Source organism: Domibacillus indicus (assembly GCF_000970685.1).
GTDB classification, from domain to species: Bacteria; Bacillota; Bacilli; order Bacillales; family Domibacillaceae; genus Domibacillus; species Domibacillus indicus.
In genome coordinates this window covers 1-22,822 of record NZ_LAJB01000001.1, presented here as the reverse complement: position 1 = coordinate 22,822, position 22,822 = coordinate 1, and the positions used below count along the sequence as shown (strand labels likewise).

General features: G+C 44.0%; 25 protein-coding genes. 1 reads left to right on the top strand and 24 read right to left on the bottom strand.

Features of this window, described 5'->3' with window-relative positions; translation table 11 throughout:
* Nucleotides 1-52: 52 nt before the first annotated feature.
* From mfd to metG, 15 genes are all read right to left on the bottom strand, one after another.
* Nucleotides 53-3,574, bottom strand: coding sequence for a transcription-repair coupling factor (gene mfd / locus VP98_RS00125; protein WP_046173311.1), 3,522 nt, complete (start codon nt 3,572-3,574; stop codon nt 53-55).
* A 73-nt stretch (nt 3,575-3,647) separates the two neighbouring features.
* Nucleotides 3,648-4,208, bottom strand: coding sequence for an aminoacyl-tRNA hydrolase (gene pth / locus VP98_RS00120; RefSeq protein ID WP_046173310.1), 561 nt, complete (start codon nt 4,206-4,208; stop codon nt 3,648-3,650).
* A 96-nt stretch (nt 4,209-4,304) separates the two neighbouring features.
* A complete protein-coding gene (locus VP98_RS00115; RefSeq protein ID WP_046173309.1) occupies nt 4,305-4,937 on the bottom strand; it encodes a 50S ribosomal protein L25/general stress protein Ctc in 633 nt (210 codons plus the stop codon).
* A gap of 40 nt (nt 4,938-4,977) precedes the next feature.
* Entirely contained in the window at nt 4,978-5,199 is a 222-nt protein-coding gene (locus tag VP98_RS00110; RefSeq protein ID WP_156151271.1) for a hypothetical protein, read from the bottom strand.
* Nucleotides 5,200-5,416: 217 nt separating this feature from the next.
* Nucleotides 5,417-6,376, bottom strand: a complete 960-nt coding sequence (locus tag VP98_RS00105) for a ribose-phosphate diphosphokinase (RefSeq protein ID WP_046173307.1) — start codon at nt 6,374-6,376, stop codon at nt 5,417-5,419.
* 21 nt (nt 6,377-6,397) lie between these two features.
* Entirely contained in the window at nt 6,398-7,774 is a 1,377-nt protein-coding gene (gene glmU, locus VP98_RS00100; RefSeq protein WP_046173306.1) for a bifunctional UDP-N-acetylglucosamine diphosphorylase/glucosamine-1-phosphate N-acetyltransferase GlmU, read from the bottom strand.
* 164 nt (nt 7,775-7,938) lie between these two features.
* Nucleotides 7,939-8,232: a septation regulator SpoVG gene (gene spoVG, locus VP98_RS00095; RefSeq protein ID WP_046173305.1), complete on the bottom strand. Its 294-nt coding sequence runs from the start codon at nt 8,230-8,232 to the stop codon at nt 7,939-7,941.
* Between the two features lie 119 nt (nt 8,233-8,351).
* Nucleotides 8,352-8,729, bottom strand: coding sequence for a RidA family protein (locus tag VP98_RS00090; RefSeq protein ID WP_046173304.1), 378 nt, complete (start codon nt 8,727-8,729; stop codon nt 8,352-8,354).
* Nucleotides 8,726-9,571, bottom strand: coding sequence for a pur operon repressor (gene purR, locus VP98_RS00085; RefSeq protein WP_046173303.1), 846 nt, complete (start codon nt 9,569-9,571; stop codon nt 8,726-8,728). The genes VP98_RS00090 and purR overlap by 4 nt, the downstream gene beginning before the upstream one ends.
* Nucleotides 9,572-9,639: 68 nt before the next feature.
* The gene (gene ispE / locus VP98_RS00080; protein ID WP_046173302.1) at nt 9,640-10,509 is read right to left on the bottom strand and encodes a 4-(cytidine 5'-diphospho)-2-C-methyl-D-erythritol kinase; all 870 of its coding nucleotides are present in this window, start codon (nt 10,507-10,509) and stop codon (nt 9,640-9,642) included.
* A 139-nt stretch (nt 10,510-10,648) separates the two neighbouring features.
* A complete protein-coding gene (gene veg / locus VP98_RS00075; RefSeq protein WP_046173301.1) occupies nt 10,649-10,906 on the bottom strand; it encodes a biofilm formation stimulator Veg in 258 nt (85 codons plus the stop codon).
* A gap of 179 nt (nt 10,907-11,085) precedes the next feature.
* Nucleotides 11,086-11,970 carry a 16S rRNA (adenine(1518)-N(6)/adenine(1519)-N(6))-dimethyltransferase RsmA gene (gene rsmA / locus VP98_RS00070; RefSeq protein ID WP_046173300.1) on the bottom strand — a complete coding sequence of 295 codons (885 nt, stop codon included), beginning with the start codon at nt 11,968-11,970 and terminating at the stop codon, nt 11,086-11,088.
* A complete protein-coding gene (rnmV, locus tag VP98_RS00065; protein WP_046173299.1) occupies nt 11,967-12,524 on the bottom strand; it encodes a ribonuclease M5 in 558 nt (185 codons plus the stop codon). Before rnmV ends, rsmA begins: the two co-directional genes overlap by 4 nt.
* 163 nt (nt 12,525-12,687) lie before the next feature.
* Complete coding sequence (locus VP98_RS00060; protein WP_046173298.1) at nt 12,688-13,455, bottom strand: TatD family hydrolase; 768 nt, start codon at nt 13,453-13,455, stop codon at nt 12,688-12,690.
* Between the two features lie 32 nt (nt 13,456-13,487).
* Entirely contained in the window at nt 13,488-15,515 is a 2,028-nt protein-coding gene (gene metG, locus VP98_RS00055) for a methionine--tRNA ligase (RefSeq protein WP_082087771.1), read from the bottom strand.
* A 352-nt stretch (nt 15,516-15,867) separates the two neighbouring features.
* On the opposite strand from metG, the gene VP98_RS00050 reads away from it, so the two are divergent.
* Nucleotides 15,868-16,152: an AbrB/MazE/SpoVT family DNA-binding domain-containing protein gene (locus VP98_RS00050; RefSeq protein ID WP_046173296.1), complete on the top strand. Its 285-nt coding sequence runs from the start codon at nt 15,868-15,870 to the stop codon at nt 16,150-16,152.
* 34 nt (nt 16,153-16,186) lie between these two features.
* On the opposite strand, the gene rsmI is transcribed toward VP98_RS00050, so the two are convergent.
* The 9 genes from rsmI to VP98_RS00005 form a co-directional block, all read right to left on the bottom strand.
* Nucleotides 16,187-17,059, bottom strand: a complete 873-nt coding sequence (rsmI, locus tag VP98_RS00045) for a 16S rRNA (cytidine(1402)-2'-O)-methyltransferase (protein ID WP_231584085.1) — start codon at nt 17,057-17,059, stop codon at nt 16,187-16,189.
* Nucleotides 17,037-17,318 (bottom strand): GIY-YIG nuclease family protein, encoded by a 282-nt coding sequence (locus VP98_RS00040; RefSeq protein ID WP_046173295.1) that lies wholly within the window; start codon nt 17,316-17,318, stop codon nt 17,037-17,039. The genes rsmI and VP98_RS00040 overlap by 23 nt, the downstream gene beginning before the upstream one ends.
* Entirely contained in the window at nt 17,287-18,048 is a 762-nt protein-coding gene (locus VP98_RS00035) for a tRNA1(Val) (adenine(37)-N6)-methyltransferase (RefSeq protein WP_231584087.1), read from the bottom strand. Before VP98_RS00035 ends, VP98_RS00040 begins: the two co-directional genes overlap by 32 nt.
* Before the next feature lie 63 nt (nt 18,049-18,111).
* Nucleotides 18,112-18,429: a DNA replication initiation control protein YabA gene (yabA, locus tag VP98_RS00030; RefSeq protein ID WP_046173331.1), complete on the bottom strand. Its 318-nt coding sequence runs from the start codon at nt 18,427-18,429 to the stop codon at nt 18,112-18,114.
* A gap of 49 nt (nt 18,430-18,478) precedes the next feature.
* Nucleotides 18,479-19,306 (bottom strand): PSP1 domain-containing protein, encoded by an 828-nt coding sequence (locus tag VP98_RS00025; RefSeq protein WP_046173293.1) that lies wholly within the window; start codon nt 19,304-19,306, stop codon nt 18,479-18,481.
* A complete protein-coding gene (gene holB / locus VP98_RS00020) occupies nt 19,299-20,306 on the bottom strand; it encodes a DNA polymerase III subunit delta' (protein WP_046173292.1) in 1,008 nt (335 codons plus the stop codon). The genes VP98_RS00025 and holB overlap by 8 nt, the downstream gene beginning before the upstream one ends.
* A 14-nt stretch (nt 20,307-20,320) precedes the next feature.
* Entirely contained in the window at nt 20,321-20,650 is a 330-nt protein-coding gene (locus VP98_RS00015) for a cyclic-di-AMP receptor (protein WP_046173291.1), read from the bottom strand.
* 45 nt (nt 20,651-20,695) lie between these two features.
* Nucleotides 20,696-21,322 carry a dTMP kinase gene (gene tmk / locus VP98_RS00010; RefSeq protein WP_231584084.1) on the bottom strand — a complete coding sequence of 209 codons (627 nt, stop codon included), beginning with the start codon at nt 21,320-21,322 and terminating at the stop codon, nt 20,696-20,698.
* A gap of 1 nt (nt 21,323) precedes the next feature.
* Nucleotides 21,324-22,727 carry an aminotransferase class I/II-fold pyridoxal phosphate-dependent enzyme gene (locus tag VP98_RS00005; RefSeq protein ID WP_046173289.1) on the bottom strand — a complete coding sequence of 468 codons (1,404 nt, stop codon included), beginning with the start codon at nt 22,725-22,727 and terminating at the stop codon, nt 21,324-21,326.
* Between the last annotated feature and the right edge of the window lie 95 nt (nt 22,728-22,822).

The following is a 22,822-nucleotide window of genomic DNA, read 5'->3' as shown; positions in this document are numbered from 1 at the left end:
AGCCATTTCTTGGCGTTAGTATCTTTCATAAAGAGGCATTCTATACATAAACTTATGCTTGTTTTTTCGCTGTCTCCAGCTGCTTGATCAAATCGAATGCTGCATTGAACCATCCTTGTTCAGGTGCTTTTTTTACATCGATTGTTATTTTTAAGCGCTGCTCTTCCATTCCAAGGCCGCACATACGGTCAAATTTATTGCAAATGGCAAAAACTTTGGAGCCGTCTATTTCTTTTGTTCCTTCCTCGCTTACAAGGATTGTAACTGTGTCCCTGGACTGCTTAATGGATTCCAATTTTGTTTTCGCTGCATGAATTTTCATCTCAGCCACTTTAAACAAGTCCGCCACTTCAGCAGGATAATCCCCAAAGCGGTCAACCATTTCTTCTTTCAGCTCATCGACTTCATTAAATGAATCCGCTGAACGGAACCGCTTATACATATCAATTTTTTGAGCACTATCTGGAATATACGCATCCGGAATATACGCGTCAATCGTAATATCAACTTCAAAGGCAGGAGCTTTTTCTTCTTTGCTGCCTCCCTGCTTTTGTTCAATTGCTTCTTTCAGCATCTGTGAATACAAATCAAAGCCAACCGAATCGATAAAGCCGTGCTGCTGGGACCCGAGCAAGTTGCCTGCCCCCCGGATTGATAAATCGCGCATGGCAATTTTAAAGCCTGAACCGAGCTCGGTAAATTCCTTAATTGCCTGCAGACGCTTCTCTGCCGGTTCAGACAGCACTTTATCTTTTCTGTACATAAAATAAGCATAAGCTACGCGATTGGAACGTCCAACACGTCCGCGAATTTGGTAAAGCTGGGACAAGCCCATTCGGTCGGCATCATGAACAATCAGCGTATTTACGTTCGGAATATCAACGCCTGTTTCAATGATCGTAGTGGTCACCAGTATATCTGATTCTCCTTCTAAAAAGCCAAGAATGACCGCTTCCAGTTCTGTTTCCGTCATTTGCCCATGGGCATACGCCACCCGGGCATCTGGAACCAGCATGGCAATTTCCTCGGCACGTCTTTCAATATCGTCGACCCGGTTGTATAAGTAAAATACTTGGCCGCCGCGGGCGATTTCCCGTTCTGCTGCCTCACGCACAAGACCCAGATTATGCTCCACCACATACGTCTGGACCGGAAAACGGTTTTCCGGCGGCGTTTCAATTACTGATAAATCCCGGACACCGAGCATTGACATATGAAGAGTCCGGGGAATCGGCGTTGCCGTCAGGGTCAGAACATCCACATTCGTTTTCAGCTGCTTAATTTTTTCTTTATGCGTAACGCCAAACCGCTGCTCTTCATCGACGATCAAAAGACCGAGGTCCTGATACTGAACATCCTTTGATAACAGACGGTGTGTCCCAATGACAATATCGACTGTTCCTGCTTTTAAGCCTTTTAGCGTTTCTGTCTGCTGTTTACGTGTCCGGAAACGGCTGAGCAGGCCAACATTAACAGGAAAGTCCTGCAGACGTTCTTTCAGCGTTTCATAATGCTGCTGAGCCAGTATGGTTGTCGGAACTAAAATCGCTACCTGCTTGCCGTCGGCTGTTGCTTTAAATGCTGCCCGGATCGCCACTTCTGTTTTGCCGTAGCCGACATCGCCGCAAAGCAGACGGTCCATTGGCTGTTCCCGTTCCATATCACGTTTGATTTCTTGAATAGAGCGGAGCTGGTCATCGGTTTCCTCATATGGAAACGCACCTTCAAACTCACGCTGCATGTCGCCATCCGGCGAAAACGAGTAGCCGCGCGCTGCTTCCCGTTCAGCGTAGAGCTTGATTAAATCATCTGCAATGTCCTGTACAGAAGACTCTACTTTCTTTTTGACCCGTTTCCATTCACTTCCGCCGAGCTTATAGATTTTTGGCTCTTTTCCTTCCGAGCCAACATATTTTTGTACGAGTTCAATTTGTTCAACCGGCACAAAAAGCTCATCTGTGCCCTGGTATTTAATTTTTAAATAATCCTTGTGAACGCCATTAATTTGAAGAGTTTCAATTCCTAAATATTTTCCGATTCCGTGATTAACGTGAACAACGTAGTCGCCCGCTTTTAATTCAGAATAGCTTTTAATCCGCTCGGCATTCGAAAGCTTCTGGCGCCGCTTGCTCTTGGGTGCTCTTTTATTAAACAGCTCCTGCTCTGTCACAACTGCAATTTTCAGCATAGGAAATTCAAAACCCGCTGTTAAAGCACCCGGGCCTGTTTGAACAATGCCTTCAATCACTTCGTTTTGATCCTTCAGCACTGTAATTTCTATTCCATAATCATTCAAGGTTGCTTTTATTTTTTCAACCCGTTCCATCGTTTCCCCTAAAAACAGCACAGTGGTTCCTGACTTTTTCCAGCGCTCTACTTCGCCTTCCAGTACATTCATTTGGCCGTGGAAGTTCTGCATCGGCCGCGCAGAAAAATTAACAATGTTTTCCGGCTTGCCACCGGCCGTCTGGCGCATAAACAGGGATAAATAAACCGAAGGCTGGACCGTTGCCCGAATAGCCTGCTGAAGGGTATGTGCAAGGGTCAGCCCATGGACGGCCTTGCCTTCTTCAATTAAAGCGGTATACCATTCTGCCTCTTCTTTTTCCAGCGAATCGCTTATTTCCTTAATACGGCTCATCTCATCAAAAAAGACCACTCCACTTTCCGGCAAATAGGTGGTAACCGGCATCGTTTCGCTGTAAAGAAGTGAGGTATACTTGCCAAGTTCATCAATGCGAATTCCCTGTTTTAACTTTTCGATATCCGATCCTACATGAGCAGACAGCTGCTTTTTTACTTCTGGGCTGCCAATTTGCTTTATTGTATGATCGAGTGCATCCTGAAGACGGCCGGACAGGGCAGCCAGATCTTCTGATGAAGCTGGCATTTCCGCCGCCGGGCCAATTAAAACAGACTCCATATTTTGAAGTGACCGCTGTGAATCCGGAGCGAACGTCCGAATAGAGTCAATTTCAGTATCAAACAGTTCAATACGGACCGGGTGCTCAAAGGTGAGCGGATAAATGTCAATAATTCCTCCGCGAATACTGAATTCACCGGGCGCGTAAACCATATCCGCCCGCTCATATCCCATTTCGACAAGTTCATGCTTTAACTTCTCCAGGTCTGTTTCTTCCCCGGCTGTAAATGTTTTTTGAAGTCGCTTCCATACGTCTTTAGGAGGAAGCAATTTTTTAAAGCCGGCTGCCGGCACAATATAAACGCCTGTGCCCTTGAAAACGAGATGGTTCAGCATATCAATCCGCTGGGCCCGCAATTCAGGGCTGGCAACGCTGATTTCTGCGGCGATCAATTCATTTGCAGAATAGATATAAACTTCTTCCTCCGGAACAAACTGAACCACATCGTCATACAGCTTCTGTGCCTGCAGCATGTTATATGTAATAATCATAACTGGCTTTTGAAGTTTGCGATGAGCTGCCGCTGCAAAAACAGCCCGCAGTGAGCCGGATAAACCGGCTGCCAGCTGTTCCTTCATACCGGCTTCCATCCCGTTGATGATGGATACCGCCTCATCATTTTTTAAAAATAAATCAAGTAAATGGTTCATCCCCATTGTTCCCCCTTATCTCAAACAGAAAAACGCTTTGGGGCATACGCCCAAAGCTTTTTACGCTCTGTATTTATTGATTGTATTTATTCATCACGTCAATAAACGAATGCTCAATTGCGTGAATACAAGCAGATGCACTTTTCTCTACAGCATCGCTCATTTCCTTTTGTTCTTCCTCACTGAATTTACCAAGCACATAATCGACAGTTTTTACCGGGCCATCCGGACGCCCTATTCCCACTCTCACACGCTTAAATTGATCTGTGCCTAAATGGGCAATGGCTGACTTAATTCCATTATGTCCGCCGGCACTGCCTTTTTGGCGGAGCCTTATTTTTCCCTGCGGCAAATCAAGATCATCGTATACGACAACAACATCCTCCGCTTCAATATTATAATACCGCATGACTTCACCGATACTTTCACCTGATAAATTCATATATGTAAGCGGCTTTAATAAAATGACTTTTTCCGTCCCTTTTCGGGCGATGCCATATATGCCTTTATGTTTGGCTTCCGTCAATTCGGCATCAAGCTGCTTTGCCACTTCATCAATAACGTCAAAGCCAATGTTATGGCGTGTTCCTGCATATTTCGCACCCGGGTTGCCAAGGCCTACGATTAATTTCATCTGCTATTGCACCTCAATTTTCACAGTTATCCTTAGTATACATGACCCTATGCAAAAAAAACAGGCAGATTACTCTGCCTGCTGTTATTCAGAGGTTCAGCTTTCGTTTGTTTTTTCTTCTGCCGGCGCTTCGTCTCCTGCTTCATCTGGAGCATCCGTGCCTTCAACATTTTCTTCTTCTATTTTTTGCGGAGGAAGAACAGAAACAATGGTTTCTGCGTCTTCGTTTTCAATAGTGAAATTGTGCTGGGATCGAATATCTCCTACTGCAATAGAGTCACCGATACTAAGCCCTGACACGTCTACTGAGATGGATTCCGGAAACTCAGATACTTTTGCTGTGACATTTAATTCAAACAATGGCTGCTGGATCACGCCGCCCTCTTTTGCCCCTGCTGCTTCTCCCTCAAGATCTACGCGGACTTGCGAAGTGATTTCAGATGAACGGTCAACCGCCAAAAAGTCCGCATGTACAATAAAGCCTTTAATAGGATCCTGCTGGTATTCCTGTAAAATAACATCATGTTTGCTGCCATCTACGTTTAATGAAATTAAACCGTTGCGTCCTACTTCACGGATTACTTTAATAAATTCCGCTTCTTCCACAGCTACAGGCTTCGATTCAACGCCTTTTCCATAGACAACTGCCGGGAATGCACCTGCCGTGCGAATTTGAGTCAGTGCTGCTCTTGTAAAACCTTCACGTTTTTTTGCTTGTAATGTACTCATATACTGATCTTCACCTTCCTGTTATAAATCGGTCACTTTTTTATGTGTATGACTTTTTTATTCCCACGGAAGCTTTTTTATAAACATGAAGACAAAAAAGAAAGCCGCTGCCTGAAAAACCACCTGTCCGTTTAAAAATAAAAAGGGCTATAAAAAAAACTGACAAAAAAGTTGTCAGTCTTTCAATGTTAAAAAATAAATCTGTCAAGAAGATATTCTCTTTTGCGGCTAAATTTATTTTCTTTGTATCAGCCAAAAACATGCTGTTTCCTTCAAGAAGCAGTGCCAGGGGCTGCGTCCTGCCGGTTCCGCTTTCCTGTGGGGCGAACGCTGAACCAGCCTGCATGGACGGCAGGCGCAGGGTCCCGCGGATCCTGGCTCTTCTATATCTGGACCAGGCATGGCGGCCAATCCAAGCCCGGACTGAGCTGAATGTAACCTGGAGAAGATACAGGCAGCTTCTCCTTTCAACAGAATGATTAATCAAACAATGTGCTGACAGATTGATCCTCATGCACACGGATGATGGCTTCGCCAATAAGCGGTGCTACAGACAGCTCCACTACTTTGTCGATTTTCTTTTCAGGAGCAAGTGCAATGGAATTGGTTACAACCAATTCTTTAATGTTCGATTTTTCAATGCGGTCCATTGCAGGGCCGGATAAAACCGGATGCGTACAGCATGCATATACTTCTTTTGCGCCGCTTTCTGAAATTGCATTTGCGGCAAGCGTAATCGTTCCCGCTGTATCGATAATATCATCGATCAAAATCGCGATTTTCCCTTCGACATTCCCGACAATGTTCATAACCTCTGATACATTTGGACGCGGACGCCGTTTATCAATAATGGCAATCGGTGCTTTTAAGCGGTCCGCAAGCTTGCGCGCCCGGGTTACGCCGCCATGATCCGGTGATACGATAACGACATCTTCTTTATTAAGGCCTTTTTCTTGAAAATATTGACCTAAAATAGGCACACCCATTAAATGATCAATCGGGACATCAAAAAAGCCTTGAATTTGCGGCGCATGAAGATCAAGCGTGATTAAACGAGTTGTTCCTGCTGTTTCAAGCAAGTTTGCAACAAGCTTTGCTGTAATCGGCTCACGGGCGCGGGCTTTCCGGTCCTGGCGCGCATAACCGTAATACGGAAGCACAACATTAATTGTTTTTGCAGATGCACGTTTTAGGGCATCAATCATAATGAGCAATTCCATCAAATGTTCATTAACCGGGCCGCTTGTGGATTGGACGATATATACATCACAGCCGCGGATGCTTTCCTCAATGTTGATTTGTACTTCTCCATCGCTGAAACGGGTAACGGAACATTTTCCAAGTTCAACACCGATAAACTCAGCGATTTCCTGAGCAAGTGCCGGATTGGAATTTAACGAAAAGATTTTCAAATTTGGATCTAAATACTGATTGCTCATGATGACCTCCACTGTCCTGATTTACTCATTTTTTGGCAAGATTTTTTGAACGTAATTCTCTTTATTGACCTGGCGGGCACGGGCAATAGCCATTGACTCTTCCGGCACTTCATCGGTAATCGTGGACCCCGCAGCAACATAGGCACCTTTTTTGACAGTGACAGGCGCAATCAGATTAGAATTGCAGCCGATAAAAGCTCCATCTTCAATGGTGGTCAAAAATTTGTCTTTGCCATTGTAGTTAACTGTAATCGTTCCACAGCCGATATTGACGCTGCTGCCAACTTCTGCATCTCCAATATAGCTTAAATGGGATGCTTTGCTGCCCTTGCCGAAGGATGCTTTTTTTATTTCCACAAAATTGCCGATTTTTACGTCATCAGCAAGCGACGACTGCGGACGAATATGCGCAAACGGCCCAATATTTACATCTGAACCAATTTGGCTGTCAAAAGCAGCCGACTGGCGGATCACGGTGCGATTTCCAACTTCACATTCACGAACCTCGCTGTTTGGCCCAATAATACAATCTTCACCAATTGATGTGCTTCCAGAAAGCACGGTTCCAGGGTGAATCACTGTATCTGAGCCAATTACAACATCAGGGCCAATATATGTGTTTTGCGGATCAATAATGGTTACACCTGCCCGCATATGCTGTTCATTGATTCGAGCCCGCATTAAACGTTCAGCTTCACTTAATGCAACACGGTCGTTAACACCAAGTGTTTCCTCAAAGCTCTCCGTTTGATACGCGGAAACCATTTCGCCAGCTTCTTTTAAAATTTCAATAACATCAGGCAAGTAATACTCACCCTGCACATTTTCATTTGAAACATGTTTAAGAGCGTCAAATAAAGCCTTATTGTCGAAGCAATACGTACCTGTGTTAATTTCTTTTACAGCACGCTCTTGTTCAGACGCGTCTTTGTGCTCTACAATACGGGTAACAGACCCGTCTGCTCCGCGAATAATCCGCCCATATCCAGCCGGATTTTCCGCATGGGCTGTTAAAATCGTTGCTTTAGCGCCGGTTTTCTCATGGTGCCGCACAAGCGATTCCATTGTTGACGTCTGAATAAGCGGGGTATCTCCACATACAACAAGCGTACATCCTTCTTTTCCTTCAAGCAGCGCACGGGCCTGGATAACAGCATGCGCCGTACCGAGCTGCTCTTCCTGAAGGGCATAAGCGGACCGGTCTCCCAGCTGCGCTTTTACTTTTTCCGCACCATGGCCAACGATTGTAACAATTTGTTTTGTATGTAAACCTGAGATTTGATCAATAACATGTTCTACCATTGGCTTTCCACAGACTGGGTGCAGCACCTTGTACAATTTTGATTTCATGCGTGTTCCCTGTCCTGCAGCCAAAATGACAGCATAAATGTTCGTCATAAAAGGCCTCCTCACCTGATTATCCATTATTGAATATATCTTAAATACCGGTTTATTTCAATCCTGGCCGGAAAATGACATATTTTTCACAGCACAAAAAAGAGCCCTCGTAATTAGTCAGGCTCTTGTGGAAAAGCGGAAAGCTGTTTGAAAATAAAAAATGATTATGCTTCTTCAAGCGCAACCAGTTCTTCCGTCTCCATTTTGCAGACTCGATGGTATTCTTCAAGGACCGCATCTTGAATCTTTCCGCGGGTTCCAGAATTAATCGGGTGCGCAATATCGCGGAATTCTCCTTCCGGTGTCCGTTTGCTGGGCATTGCTACAAACAGGCCGTTATTGCCATCAATGACACGAATATCATGAATAACAAATTCCCCATCAAAGGTGATGGACGCGATCGCTCTCATTCGGCCTTCTGTTTGAACACGGCGCAATCTTATATCTGTTATTTCCACGCATATTCACCCCCTTTTCCCTTATTTTAAAAAGCTTAAACTACTTATTCCATAATCGTGGCAATTTTTCCTCTTTTTTGGCTAAAAAAATTTAAACAAAAAACCGGCATATAGCCGGCTTATGCTTTTACAAGCGCAATAACTTCAATTTCAACTTTTACGTCTTTAGGAAGGCGTGCTACTTCCACACAAGAACGGGCAGGTTTATGAGCAGAGAAATATTCTCCGTAAACCTCATTGAATGGAACAAATTCATTCATGTCAGACAAAAACACCGTTGCTTTTACCACTGTCTCAAGCGATGCCCCCGCTTCTTCAAGAACCGCTTTTAAGTTCGCAAACACCTGGTGTGTCTGCTCTTCAATCGTTCCCTCTACAAGCCCTCCTTCAGGAGTAAGCGGAATTTGTCCCGAGCTGTAAAACAAGTTGTTTACTACCACTCCCTGTACGTATGGTCCAATAGCAGCCGGAGCTTTTTTTGTGTCTACAATTTTCATTCTAATTCCCCCTGTAAAAATTCATTGTTTTTTTCAAAGTAGTTGCCTTCTACTACGGAAATAGCAGCAGTCTTTTCATTTACATCCTGCAGTTTGATGAGTGAAATGTAATCGTCAATCAAACAGTCGGGATACTCTGCTTCCACCAAAACGGCAATACCTGCTACCGAAGCGTTAAACTCCGCAAGCAGGCTGATCATTCCATTGATGGTGCCGCCGCCTTTCATAAAGTCGTCGACCAAAAGCACTTTTGAACCTTCTTTTAAGCTGCGCTTAGAAAGCACCATTGCTTGAATGCGCTTTGTTGAGCCAGATACATAATTAATGCTGACGGTCGGCCCCTCGGTTACTTTGCTGTCACGGCGCACGACAACAACCGGCACATTTAAATGCGCCGCAATCGCATGAGCAATAGGAATCCCTTTAGTCGCGACTGTCATAACTGCATCAATTTTTTTATCTGCATACGCGGAAGCTAGAAGCTTGCCGATTTTATTCATGATAGCGGGATTCCCGAGCAAATCCATAATATACAGGTAGCCGCCGGGCAAAAGGCGTTCCGGATTTTCAATCTGCCGGCACAAATCCATAATAAATGACTTTGCGCTTTCCTTATCTACACGGGCATAAAATTTCACGCCGCCTGCCGCGCCCGGAACCGTTTGCAGGGTACCAATGCCCCGCTTCTCAAACGTTTCTTTAATAATAGCCAAATCTTCACTGATCGAGGACTTGGCGGAACCAAACCGATTGGCAAAAAGGGTCAATGACACAAGCTGGTGCGGGTGCTCCAGCAAATAATGAGTCATGTCAATAATACGCTCACTTCGACGAAACTTCATCGTTCTATTTAAACCTCCCGGGGAGTAAAACCGAATATTTTAATTATAATATATCTTAATATACGGTTTTAATCAACCAAGTCTCCATCTCCGAGCATACGAACTGCATATACCTGATCACAAAAGCCACGAAGGCAGTTATACACGCGGTGCATTCGAGAATCGTGACGGATCAAGCCAAAAACTGTCGGGCCGCTTCCGCTCATCAGCACCGCATCTGCTCCGAAACGCTTCATTTGCTCTTTAATAAGCGCGACTTCTGGATGCGCCTGTAAAGTGACCGATTCCAATACGTTTCCCATGTTACGGCACATTTTATCATAATCGTTTTCTTTAATGGCTTCAATCATGGCTTTTGTATTCGGATGCTTCATGCGATCAAGCTTTAAGCTTTTATATACTTCACCAGTGGAAACGCCAATCGTCGGCTTTGCGAGAACAACCCAGCAGTTCGGCGGCGCCGGCAAATGCTCAATCTTCTCTCCCCGTCCAGTTGCCAGCGCTGTGCCGCCATACACACAAAAGGATACATCCGAGCCGATTTCAGCTCCAATTTCCGCCAATTCATCAAGTGACAGCCCAAGATTCCAGAGCTGATTCAGCCCTTTTAACGCGGCGGCTGCATCACTGCTTCCACCCGCCAGCCCGGCTGCAACCGGTATGACTTTATCAATTTGGATTGATACCCCTTTTTTAATACCGTATCGTTCTTTTAGCAGTCTTGCTGCCTGGTAAGCAAGGTTGCGGCTGTCATCGGGCACGAACCGATTATGTGAAATAATCCGAATTTCGTTTTTGTTTAAGCTTTCTAACTCCAGCCGATCCGCCAAATCAACCGTTGTCATAATCATTTCTACTTCGTGGTAGCCATCCGGCCGTTTATGCAGGACATCCAGCGTTAAATTAATTTTCGCTGGTGCTTTAATCATTAATTTCATGTCAATCCACCTACTTTACATTATACGCAATAAATTATTGTCTTATTTTATCACAAAAGAAAAAGAGCCGGCTCAAAAGATTCGAATCGAATCTTTTGAGCCGGCCCTCCGGTGCGCAGCTTTAGAAAATGCAGGTTACTTATACTGCATTGCCTGCCGCTGTATCTTCAAATGTCAGTTCAACTGTTTCAGTGAGTACATCCGCGTAACTGTAAGAAACGCGCTCGAATGAATTCTCATCCTGATCAAGTTCTACGACAAAAACAGCAGGATACGTCTCCGTTAAAATACCAGAGCGCTCAATTGTCTTCCGTCGTCCACCGTTTGCTTTCAACAACAATCTTTTACCCAAATGACCATCAAGCGATCTTTTTATGTCAGCTAATGTTTTCGGCATTTGCATCCACCTCACTGTTTTTAGTATAGCATAAACTACCGTTCCAGTCAAATAAATAAAATATTTTATCAGCAGTACCTATCAATGTCAATATTTTTCGTTCGGCAAATACCGATTTTTTTCGATAGCACTAGTATTTCCAAAGGTCACAAAAAAAACCGCTCTATTTTGAAGAGCGGTTAATTCCCCTTTATTCCTTTTTGTTCCAGACAACTCGATAAAGCCGCAAATTCACCAAGGGATAAGGTTTCTCCCCTTCTGGACGGTTCAATTCCCGCTTCCTCGAGCGCAGCAGAAATGGCTTCTTTCTTTTCTTTTCCGTCTGGCAGCCCATTAACCAGATTATTTAAAATTGTTTTTCGTCTCTGTGCAAATGATGTTCTTGTAACCAAAAAGAAAAAATCCTCATCCTTAACAGAAACAGCCGGCTTATCACGCACCTCCAGCTTGATAATAGCGGAATCCACGTTAGGCGGCGGCATAAAGACTGTTTTCGGTACGATAAACGCAATAGAGGCTTCTGTGTAATATTGAACCGCAATGGAAAGAGAGCCATACTCTTTTGAAGAGGGCTTCGCTGAAATCCGGTCACCCACTTCTTTTTGAAGCATCACAACAAAACCATTGACCGGGATTTTATCTTCAAGAAGCTTCATAATGATTGGCGTTGTTACGTAGTAAGGCAAATTTGCTACAACCATCAGCCGTTCAAACTGAGCAAATTCCTGCTCTACTACTTCTTTTACATCGGCTTTCAGCACATCTTCGTTAATGACTTTCACATTATCGTAAGGAGCCAGTGTTTCGTCTAAAATTGGCAGCAGTCGCTGGTCGATTTCAAAAGCAACGACCTTGCCGGCCGAGCGGGCTAAATGCTCCGTCAGCGCGCCAATACCGGGGCCGATTTCAATGACGCCGGTTTCTTTTGTTAATTGGGCTGTTTCGGTGATTCGCTGTAATATATTCGGGTCAATTAAAAAGTTTTGGCCGAGGCTTTTTTTAAATGAAAACCCATGCCGGTCAAGAATGTCTTTCGTCCGGGACGGCGTTGCAATATCTTTCATGACTGTTCCTCCTCCAATACTTCTGCTAACGCTTCTGCAAACCGCTCCTGTGTTATTTGAAACATGAGCAGGCGTTTGTGAAGCTGTTTGCCATTTACATAGCCGATTTTCAGCTTTTGCCCCAGCGCTTCTCTTCTAGATGCAGCTGACGGCCCGCCAATCAAGCCTGCTGAAATAAGATCTTCTTTTGTAATTTGCTCTGCGGCTTCCTCGTTCATATATTGAGCATCACTCAGCGCTTTACGGATTGAATCAACAGAAGCATGCTCGATCCCCACGCCACGGCCATGTTTTTCAATCGCTTCTTTTTTCGGCAAAAAAGCATGGCGGCAGCCCGGCACCCTGTCAGCAATCAAGCTTCTAATTCGCTGGCCCGGATAATCGGGATCGGTTAAAATAATAACGCCTCTTGTTTTTTGTGCATGGCGTATTTGCTCTATTATATCATCATTAATCGCAGACCCTTTTGTTTCAATTGTATCAGCATCGACAGCAAGCTTGATTTTTACTGTATCATCTTTTCCTTCAACCACAATAATTTCCTTTATTTTCATTTTACCTCCACTATGCTAAACACACAGCTCTATGGTGCCTTAACGTACCGTTTTTATTTATTCTTGAAAGGACAGTCAGAGAACTATCATGCTTTGCCGGACTGCACCCGGCAGTGTTAAAAACCGGATATTTAAAAAAGAGGAGGCTGCCAGAGCCTCCTGCTTAATCAAGTTGAAATAATTTATTCGCGTTTTCCATCGTGGCAGAAGCCACTTCTTCATATGAAAGATTTTTCAGAGAAGCAATTTCCTCTGCCACAAGTTTTACATATGAGGGTTCATTGCGTTTTCCCCGATATGGATGAGGCGCCAAATAAGGACAATCTGTTTCGATTAAAAGTTTTTCAAGCGGGACAGCCGCTGCTACTTCTTTTGGTTTTTTTGCATTTTTAAAGGTAACAGGGCCTCCAAGAGAAATGTAAAAATTCATTTTCACACATTCGAGCGCTGTTTCTGCGCTGCCGCTAAAGCAGTGCATAATGCCGCCTACCTCTCCCGCATCTTCTTCTTTTAAAATATCTACAATATCCTGTGTTGCCTCACGGTTATGAATAACAATCGGCAGCTTCACTTTTTTGGCAAGCCGGATTTGGCGGCGAAATACATCTTTTTGAATGTCTCTCGGTGATTTGTCCCAGTGATAATCAAGGCCCATTTCTCCAATAGCCACTACTTTAGGATGGGCTGCAAGCTGTTCAATCCAGTTTAAATCCTCATCTGTCATGTCGATTGCATCAACCGGGTGCCATCCCACAGCCGCGTACAGCTCATCATACGCTTCAACAAGCTCCATCGCCCGGCTGATAGTCGGCCGGTCAAAACCGACCACAACCATTTTGCTTACTCCCGCCTCTTGCGCACGTTTGATTACCTCTTCTACATCTTCCTGAAATTGATCCGCATTTAAATGGACATGTGTATCAAATAGCATGTTATCACCTGCTTTTGTTTCACGTGAAACAATTATTTAATTTTGGCTCCGTTTGGCAGGTTTTCCGGCACTTCTGCAAGCGTTAGAATACCGTCTTTGGAACCGGCCAGAATCATTCCCTGCGATAACTCTCCACGCAGTTTCACCGGCTTTAAGTTGGCCACTACTACCACTTTCCGACCGACTAATTCTTCAGGCTTATAATACTGCGCAATTCCTGATACAACCTGGCGTTTTTCAAAACCAAGGTCCAGCTGCAGCTTCAGCAGCTTATCCGCCTTTTTAACAGGAGAAGCTTCGATAACCGTTGCAGCACGAAGGTCAACTTTCATAAAATCATCGATGCTGATTTCTTCTGCAACCGGTGCATATTCTTCCGCCGGCTTTTCTTCAGCAGCGGGAGCGGAGCCTTGCATTTTTTCTTTAATAAAAGCAATTTCTTCTTCCATATCAAGGCGAGGGAAGATCGGCTCCCCTTTCTTTACGACTTTCACACCAGAAGGAATAGCACCAAACTCGTGTAAGCTATCCCAGTTTTTCAAGCTTTCGTCCGTAATTTGAAGCTGCTCAAAGATTTTTGCAGGTGTTGCTGTTAAAAACGGTGTTAACAGAACTGCCGCCCGGCGCAGCGATTCAGCTAAATGATACATCACAGTGCCAAGCTCATCCTTTTTCTCTTCTTTTGCCAGCACCCACGGCTGTGTTTCATCAATATATTTATTGGTCCGGCTGACAAGCTGCCAGAGAGACGTCAGCGCAACGGAAAATTCCATATTTTCCATCGCTTCTTCATACTCCCGGACGGTTCGTTCATTTGCTTCAACAAGTGCTTTTTCAAATTCCCCTTCTGAACCAGCATAAGATGGAATTTCGCCATTAAAATATTTATTAATCATCGCTACCGTACGGTTCAGCAGATTGCCGAGATCATTTGCCAGATCGTAGTTGATTCGTTCCACAAAGCCTTCCGGTGTAAAAACACCATCAGATCCAAATGGCACTTCACGCAGTAAGTAATAACGAAGCGCGTCAAGTCCGTAACGATCAATTAATGTAACAGGATCCACCACATTCCCTTTTGATTTTGACATTTTTCCATCTTTCATCAGCAGCCAGCCGTGTGCAAAAACTTTTTTAGGAAGCGGCAGGTCAAGTGCCATCAGCATAATCGGCCAATAAATTGTGTGAAAACGGACGATTTCCTTTCCGACTAAATGAACATCTGCGGGCCAATACTTTTTATATTTCTCTTCGTTCTCTGTTCCATAGCCAAGTGCCGTAATGTAATTTGACAAAGCATCAATCCACACGTAAACCACGTGTTTTGGATTTCCGGGCACTTTGATGCCCCAGTCAAATGTTGTGCGGGAAACGGCCAAATCCTCCAGGCCCGGTTTGATAAAGTTATTGATCATTTCATTCTTACGGGATTCCGGCTGAATGAATGTAGGGTTTTCTTCATAATACTTCAACAGACGATCCGCATATTTGCTCATCCGGAAAAAGTAAGACTCTTCCCGCACTTTTTGAACAGGATGGCCGCTGTCCGGGCTTTTTCCGCCAACCACTTCTCCCTGTTCATTGAGTTCTTTATCAACAAGCTGAGTTTCCGTGTAAAAGGTTTCATCCGGAACTGAATACCATCCTTCATACTCACCAAGGTAAATGTCTCCCTGATCTAAAAGCTGCTGAAAGATTTTTTCAACTACTTTTTTGTGACGCTCTTCGGTTGTCCGAATAAAATCATCATTGGAAATATGCATTTTTTTCCAGAGATTTTGAATACCGGCTACAATTTCATCCACATATTCCTGTGGTGTAACTCCTTTTTCATCAGCTTTTTCCTGGATTTTTTGGCCATGCTCGTCTGTCCCGGTCAAATACATGACATCAAATCCGCGCAGCCGCTTGTAGCGTGCCATAGCATCTCCGGCGACAGTTGTATAAGCGTGCCCGATATGCAGGTTGCCGCTCGGGTAATAAATAGGTGTCGTTAAATAAAACGATTTTTTAAGCTCATTCACTGCAAAGTCCTCCTTAAAAAGCCCCCATTTCTGGATGGCAAGCTTTTTTAGTCACTTCTTTTATTCTCTCCCATATACGAATAAATGTAAATATGAACACTTTTTTTTCTAGCGATTTCTTTGTCGAATTTACGATTTTATTCGACAGTGTTCGACAAATTCAGAAAAGAGATTTTAGGGATATTTTAATTATTACCAGATAAAATGTTGATAAATCAATGTTTTTGAGCTTTTCACTTACCAAAGGAAACAAGTTTTATTTATTGACGTTTATGGCAACTCTTGGTATAATTACGTCATAGGGTAAGTTTTTTGTCGAATGTTGACGAATGAATTAATACGATGCTCTTTAAAATAAACATATATATATATTGAGAGGGGTTTTAAAATGAAATCAACAGGAATCGTACGTAAAGTAGATGAGCTTGGACGGGTTGTTATTCCAATTGAATTACGCCGCACACTGGGAATTGCCGAGAAAGACGCTTTGGAAATTTACGTAGATGACGATAAAATCATTCTTAAAAAGTACAAACCAAGCATGACCTGCCAGGTAACAGGTGAAGTTTCTGATGATAATATCAAGCTTGCCGGCGGAAAATTAATTCTTAGCCATGAAGGCGCTGAAATCTTGATAAAAGAAATCGAAGAAGCGTTTGCTAAAGGAAAATAAGCTTGCAAAAAAGGTGCCGGTAAAGGCACCTTTTTTATATATGGTAAGCTGCGTAAACATCTCGTTTTGGCAAATTCCGTTCCTTTGCCACCAGTTTAATCGCTTCTTTTGAATTCATGCTTTGCCCATTCACATAATGGCTGACATGCGCTTCAATCGTCATATCCGCCCACCATTGTTCCTGCAATCCCTCTGACTGTTCTTCACCGCTTCCTTCAACAATCAAGCAGAATTCCCCTTTGATATCTGATTCAGCTGCCCAGCTTGCTGCTTCTCGAACAGTGCCGCGCAAAAATTCTTCAAACCTTTTTGTCAGCTCCCGGCTCAGCACAATCCGGCGCTCTTCCCCTATGTATTCTTTCATCAGTATAAGGGTTTCTTTTAATCGATGCGGTGACTCATATAAAATAAATGTGTTCGGTAGTTTTGCCAGCTGCTCCAGCTCTTTTTTCTTATCTTTTTTTCCACGGTTCAAAAAACCATAAAAATAAAAGGGCTGCGGCGCTATGCCGGATGCAATTAATGCTGTCACGGCTGCATTGGCACCCGGAAGAGGCACAACGCTTATCCCCGCTTCAATTGCCATTAAAACCAATTCATGCCCGGGGTCCGAGATACAGGGCGTTCCAGCATCGCTGACAAGAGCCACTGTCTCCCCTGACTGCATGCGGCCAATCAGCTTCCGTCCGGCTGCTTCACTGCTGTGTTCATGGTAGCTGACAACCGGTGTTGCTACTTCAAAATAGTTGCAAAGCTTTTTCGTGTTACGTGTATCCTCTGCCGCAATCACGTCTGCTTCTTTCAGGATTCTGACTGCACGAAAGGTGATATCTTCGAGATTTCCAATTGGAACTGGCACAAGGTATAACATGCCAGCTTCTTTTTCAAAGCTTTTTTGAGAATTCACTGTTCACGCCTCTCTTCTGTAAATAAGTTTCTTTTTTATAGCGGGGAAGCTGTTTAAAGGCGTATTCTGCACGCATTGCTTCCTGTTTTGTTTCAAAGGATTCACTGTGAATAAGAAGGACTGGCAGGCGGGCTCGTGTATATTTTGCTCCTTTTCCGGCATTATGGACGCTGATACGTCTGGCTAAATCATTTGTGTATCCCGCATAAAGGGAGCCGTCACTGCATTTAACAACGTAAAAATGGTGGCTCGTCTCCATATAGCAGAGTCCTCACTTCTTCTGTATATTCTCCCTTCTCATTGTATACATAAAGGGGGGGAAGAATTTTTAAATCCGGCGCTCCATCTTTAATACCTTCAACAAGAACAGTATTTGCTTCTTTTTTGCCCGCTTTCGGATAAACAAAGCGCAGCCGCTTCGGTTCAATCCGATACTTTCTCATAAGAGTAACAATATCAAGCAGACGGCCGGGCCGGTGAACAAACGCCGCTTTCCCTCCCTGCTTTAAAAGCTGAGAAGCAGATAAAATACAGTCTTCGAGGGTACACATAATTTCATGCCGGGCTATGGCCAGATGCTCATTCATATTTACTTCATTTGCCGAAGGCGTTAGAAAATAAGGGGGATTGCAGGTAACAAGCGTGTATTTTTCTTTTCCCAGCCGCTCGGGCGCTTTTTTTAAGTCATCGTGCACCATGTGAATCTGTGTGTCCAGGCCGTTATATGCCACACTCCGCACCGCCATGTCGTAAAGCCGCTCCTGTATTTCTACTCCTATAATGGGCGCTTTTGATCTGGCTGACATTAAAAGCGGCACCACCCCGTTTCCAGAACAAAGGTCAACAATATATCCGCGTGTTTTTGGAACGGAGGCAAAACGAGCCAAAAGAACAGCATCAAGTGAAAAGGAAAAAACAGACGGGCTCTGGATAATACGCAGTTCTTCGGCCAGTAAATAATCAAGCCGCTCATCCTCTTTTAATTCGATCATTCTCTTACTCTCCTTGCACAAAAGAACCTTCCTTGTAAAAAGGAAGGCCTTTGACTCTCTTTATTTTTTATTTAAAAAGGATAAACAAAACAAACAGTCTTCGTCTTTGCGCGGGCTGCCAAAGTGTACACTGCAAATATGAAAGCCTTCCTGATACAGACGTGCAAGGTTGTCGTAGCCTTCACCGATATCTGCTCCACGCGCCTGCACATTTACCGCCTGCGCTGCTTTTTGTTCATGGCCTCGTTCTAATTCTTCAAGGCGCCGGCGCAAATGCTCATTTTCAATCGTTAATGAATTGTTTTCCTCAAGTATTTCGGCCAGCTGCATTTTCACTTCACCAAGCTGCTGGTACAGCTCTCCGATTTGAAGCTCCATATGGCTGACAGAATCAAAAATACCTTTCTTGTCTAACTTTTCCACCGTCTCAATCACCTGCTTTCACAGAAACGGCTCCTTCTTTCCCGATCTCATCAGATGAGAATTCAAGCGTCCGTTCTAATTCCGGAATATGGACCTGTACGAGCCTCTCCAAAACATTTAAGCCCGTTACGCGTCCGCTGCCGCTTGGTGTTTTTACTTTCTGGCCTACATCCGGAAGCTCGCGGCGTGCATCTTCATACTCATCATTTTCATACTTTAAGCAGCACATTAGACGGCCGCATAAACCAGAGATTTTCGCCGGATTTAATGACAGGTTTTGGTCTTTTGCCATTTTAATCGATACCGGCTCGAAATCTCCAAGGAACGTGGAACAACAAAGCATTCGTCCACACGGTCCAATTCCGCCAAGCATTTTTGCTTCATCGCGGACACCGATCTGGCGGAGTTCAATCCGCGTCCGGAATATAGAGGCGAGATCTTTTACAAGTTCCCGGAAATCAACGCGTCCGTCTGCTGTAAAGTAAAAGATTACCTTATTCCGGTCAAAGGTATATTCTACATCAACAAGCTTCATATCAAGCTTGTGTTCAGAAATCTTGCCTGTACATGTCTCAAAAGCCTGAATTGCTGCTTCACTATTTTCTTGAACCGCAAGCCGGTCTTTCTGGTCCGCGGTCCGAATCACTTTTTTCAATGGCAGAACGACGTCATCTTCATCTACTTCTTTCGGTCCGACTACAACATGTCCATATTCAACTCCGCGTACGGTTTCCACAATAACATGATCTTCGGGTTGAATACTAAGGTCGCCGGGATCGAAATAATATATTTTACCCGCTTGCTTAAAGCGTACACCTACTACATTACACAAAGGCGTGTCCCCCCTGTAACTTTAACAAAAGCTGTTCCATCAGCAGCTGCTGGTTCATGTTGCTGTTTAGTTTTCGCTTCGCTTCTAAAATGGCAGCCATGCGGTCTGCAAGCTTTTCAGCAGACAGATATAAAGCATCCTGCTGCAGAGAAGCGAGACGATCAGGAAATGCAAGACTGTACTTCTCATCAGTCATAATGGAAAGCAAATCCCTATGAATGAGAACGAAAAGATCTAGGGCAAGACTGACCTGCTGTTTCTCTTTGAAATGCAAATGAAAATCTTCTGAAAGCGGAACGATAGCTGAAAGCCCGCCTCCCTTTAGACCTTCATATAATTTTAACACTATTGAACGTGCCTGTGCAAACCACTCATCGTTTGACAGGGCGACCGCTTCTTCCATATGGCTGGTTAACTTGGAAGAAATGGACGCCATGGGGATACTAATACTTTCTTCGATCAGCCGCTGTTTCAGCTCATCTGCATCCATTGGCTTAAACGCCAGCTGTTGGCAGCGTGATAAAATAGTCGGCAATACACGGCTGCTTTGTTCTGTTAACAAAAAAGCCACCGTATTAGCGGAAGGCTCTTCTAAAAATTTAAGCAGGCTGTTCGCTGCACTCGCCGTCATTTTGTCCGCTTGATTAACAATATATACTTTCCAGCCAGATTCAACTGCTGTTTTTGTAAATTCCCGCTGCAAATAATGAATTTGTTCTTTTTTTATCGACAAGCCGTCCGGTTCAATGCTATGAAGATCGGGATGATTGCCATTCTCGATCCGCCGGCAATTAATACATGATCCACATGGTATATATTGATCCTGCGGCTCCAGGCAAAACAGACTTTTTGCAAACAGCATGGCCGTTTCTTTTTTTCCTGTTCCCGGATCTCCTTCAAACAGGTAAGCATGGGCTACACGATCGCGCAGCAGGCTGTTTTCAATCATCCTCATCACAACTGGCTGGCGTTTTTCAGCTTTTTTCCATGGATTAACCATGTGACTCACGACCTTTAAAATTGATGAAACTGCTCAACGGGAAGCACGAAAATGGTTGCACCGCCAACAGGAACTTCCACGGGATAAGGAACGTACGCATCAACATTGCCGCCCATCGGCGATACGGGAGGGGCGACCTGTTCTCGCGACTGGCAATTTTTTTTAATAATTTCAAGAGCATCCTGCACCTGTTCATCTTCTACACCAATCATAAATGTCGTGTTTCCTGCTTTTAAAAAACCGCCTGTTGAAGCCAGCTTTGTTGAGCGAAATTTATGCTTAATAAGCGCATTTGATAATTTATTGCTGTCCTGATCCTGTACAACTGCCATAATTAACTTCATACTATCTTCCCCTCTCACAGGATTTCTTTCATTATAACAAATCTTTTACTTAAGCACTTTTTCAATTTGAGAAAATGCGTCTTGAAAAACGCGTTCTTCCTCTTGTTCTGCGTTAATAATTACAATTCTTTCTTTATTCAGCTCGGCCAATGCCAAGTAGCCCTCCCGTACTTTCTTGTGAAACGAAATATCCTCCAAATCAAGCCTGTTTACTTCACGGCCATTATGACGGTGAATACGGGCAAGCCCAATTTCAGGACGCACATCAAACAAAAGTGTTAATTCGGGCATGACCCCGCCAATGGCAAACTCATTAATCGAACCAACTTCACTCATTCCCAGCCCTCTCGCAAAGCCCTGATAAGCAAGCGAGCTGTCTACAAAGCGGTCACAAAGTACAATTGAGCCCTGCTTTAAGGCGGGAATTACTTTCTCCGCCAGATGCTGACGGCGTGCAGCTGCGTACAAAAGTGCTTCTGTACGTGCATCCATTGCAGTGTTTTCTTTATTTAAAATAACCGAGCGAATTTGTTCGGCAATGACAATGCCGCCCGGTTCTCTTGTTTGAACAACATCCTGTCCTTTTTCCTGAAGCTTTTTTGCAATCCGATTAAGTACCGTTGTTTTACCGGCTCCCTCCGGTCCTTCAATTGTAATAAATAGTCCAGCCACATTAGTTCTCCTTCCGAAACACAAAAATCTTTTGTTCATTTAAGCGGCTTCCGCCATGAAAACGGGCTCCCTGGCTGATTAGCCATTTAATTTGTTCCACCTGATCAGCAGAAATGCTCTCTCCCTCCATAATAAGAGGAATACCCGGCGGGTAAGGAATAATCATTTCTGCTGCTATGCTGTCTACCGCCTCTTTAAGTGAAACAGCTTTTTTCTGATAACGGCTATGCTCATTATAAGACAATGTTAAAGCAGATATATACCCGGATGGCAAAATAGTTGGATACGAAATAACAGACCCTGCTTTTTTTATCTTCAAATGATCCAGCTTTTCTAAAACGAGCCTTTCAAAAAAGGAGTCCTCTGCTTTTAAAAGCGGAAAAACCAGAAGTACTTGATACGGATCAGCCAATTCAACGTATATATCATTGTTTTCAAACAGCTTCTGTACTTCATATCCCGTCAGTCCTTTTACCCGTACAAGCAGCTTATAGGGATCGTCTGCGGCTAAACAAATGAATCCTTTGGCTTCAAGAAGATGAGCTATTCTTTTTTTTACAGCCATTGAGTATGCATAATCTTTATCCCCGTAAAGAGCTAAATAAGAACGCGCGTAGTCAAGAGAAGCCATTAAAGGGTAGGATGGGCTGCTCGACTGAAGTGCCTGTAAATAAAAACGAATGCGCTCCCGGTTAATATTTGGAGATTGGATATGAAGATATGCGCCCATAGTCATGGCTGGCAGCATTTTATGTGCAGACTGCACGACGACATCAGCGCCCATTTCCAGTGCGCTCAATGGAATGCCCTTTCCTTCCGCTTTGAAATGCGCCCCGTGGGCTTCATCCACCAGTACCCAGGATCCATTATTTTTTGCGATCTTCACCAGTTCTTGAAAAGAGCCGGTCATTCCATAATACGTCGGATATGTAAAAATGACAGCCTTGCTGTCAGGATAGGCTTCATATGCTTCCAGCAAGGTTTTAACGGAAATAAGATCTGCGGTTTTTGTTGTTTTGTTTATCTCGGGAGCAAGAAAAACCGGGAAAACTTCTGCCATCTTCAAAGCATTTAAAATTGACTTGTGGCAGTTGCGCTGAACAAATACAATATCTCCTTTTGAAAGAACGCCAAGAATCATGGCAAGATTGCCGCTTGTGCTTCCATTGATAAGAAATTTGCTTTCAAGCGTGCCGTAGAGATCAGAAAGCATATTTTCAGCTTCTTGAATGCACCCTTCCGGGGCATGAAGGTCATCCAGCCCGGTTAGTTCGGTCATATCAAAGGAAAGATCCATCCAGGAGGCAAGCAGTCCGTTTTTATGTCCCGGGACATGAAAAGAAACCGGTTGTTTCTGTTTATGCTTTGTTAATGCTTCAACAATAGGCATGAAAAAATGATTCATTGAGTAAAATCCCCTTTATTTTGAAAACAATGTAAAAAAGAGATGACAATTACGTCATCTCTTTTTTTAATTCTTATGCCAGGCGGCGTCCTGCT

Excerpts from the sequence above, each read along its gene's own strand:
- mfd (WP_046173311.1), bottom strand. The coding sequence starts at position 3,574 with ATGAACCATTTACTTGATTTATTTTTAAAAAATGATGAGGCGGTATCC.
- pth (WP_046173310.1), bottom strand. The coding sequence starts at position 4,208 with ATGAAATTAATCGTAGGCCTTGGCAACCCGGGTGCGAAATATGCAGGA.
- VP98_RS00115 (WP_046173309.1), bottom strand. The coding sequence starts at position 4,937 with ATGAGTACATTACAAGCAAAAAAACGTGAAGGTTTTACAAGAGCAGCA.
- VP98_RS00110 (WP_156151271.1), bottom strand. The coding sequence starts at position 5,199 with ATGTTTTTGGCTGATACAAAGAAAATAAATTTAGCCGCAAAAGAGAAT.
- VP98_RS00105 (WP_046173307.1), bottom strand. The coding sequence starts at position 6,376 with ATGAGCAATCAGTATTTAGATCCAAATTTGAAAATCTTTTCGTTAAAT.
- glmU (WP_046173306.1), bottom strand. The coding sequence starts at position 7,774 with ATGACGAACATTTATGCTGTCATTTTGGCTGCAGGACAGGGAACACGC.
- VP98_RS00090 (WP_046173304.1), bottom strand. The coding sequence starts at position 8,729 with ATGAAAATTGTAGACACAAAAAAAGCTCCGGCTGCTATTGGACCATAC.
- purR (WP_046173303.1), bottom strand. The coding sequence starts at position 9,571 with ATGAAGTTTCGTCGAAGTGAGCGTATTATTGACATGACTCATTATTTG.
- ispE (WP_046173302.1), bottom strand. The coding sequence starts at position 10,509 with ATGAAATTAATGATTAAAGCACCAGCGAAAATTAATTTAACGCTGGAT.
- veg (WP_046173301.1), bottom strand. The coding sequence starts at position 10,906 with ATGCCGAAAACATTAGCTGACATAAAAAGATCGCTTGATGGTCATTTG.
- rsmA (WP_046173300.1), bottom strand. The coding sequence starts at position 11,970 with ATGAAAGATATTGCAACGCCGTCCCGGACGAAAGACATTCTTGACCGG.
- rnmV (WP_046173299.1), bottom strand. The coding sequence starts at position 12,524 with ATGAAAATAAAGGAAATTATTGTGGTTGAAGGAAAAGATGATACAGTA.
- VP98_RS00060 (WP_046173298.1), bottom strand. The coding sequence starts at position 13,455 with ATGCTATTTGATACACATGTCCATTTAAATGCGGATCAATTTCAGGAA.
- VP98_RS00050 (WP_046173296.1), top strand. The coding sequence starts at position 15,868 with ATGAAATCAACAGGAATCGTACGTAAAGTAGATGAGCTTGGACGGGTT.
- VP98_RS00040 (WP_046173295.1), bottom strand. The coding sequence starts at position 17,318 with ATGGAGACGAGCCACCATTTTTACGTTGTTAAATGCAGTGACGGCTCC.
- yabA (WP_046173331.1), bottom strand. The coding sequence starts at position 18,429 with ATGGAGCTTCAAATCGGAGAGCTGTACCAGCAGCTTGGTGAAGTGAAA.
- holB (WP_046173292.1), bottom strand. The coding sequence starts at position 20,306 with ATGGTTAATCCATGGAAAAAAGCTGAAAAACGCCAGCCAGTTGTGATG.
- VP98_RS00015 (WP_046173291.1), bottom strand. The coding sequence starts at position 20,650 with ATGAAGTTAATTATGGCAGTTGTACAGGATCAGGACAGCAATAAATTA.
- VP98_RS00005 (WP_046173289.1), bottom strand. The coding sequence starts at position 22,727 with ATGAATCATTTTTTCATGCCTATTGTTGAAGCATTAACAAAGCATAAA.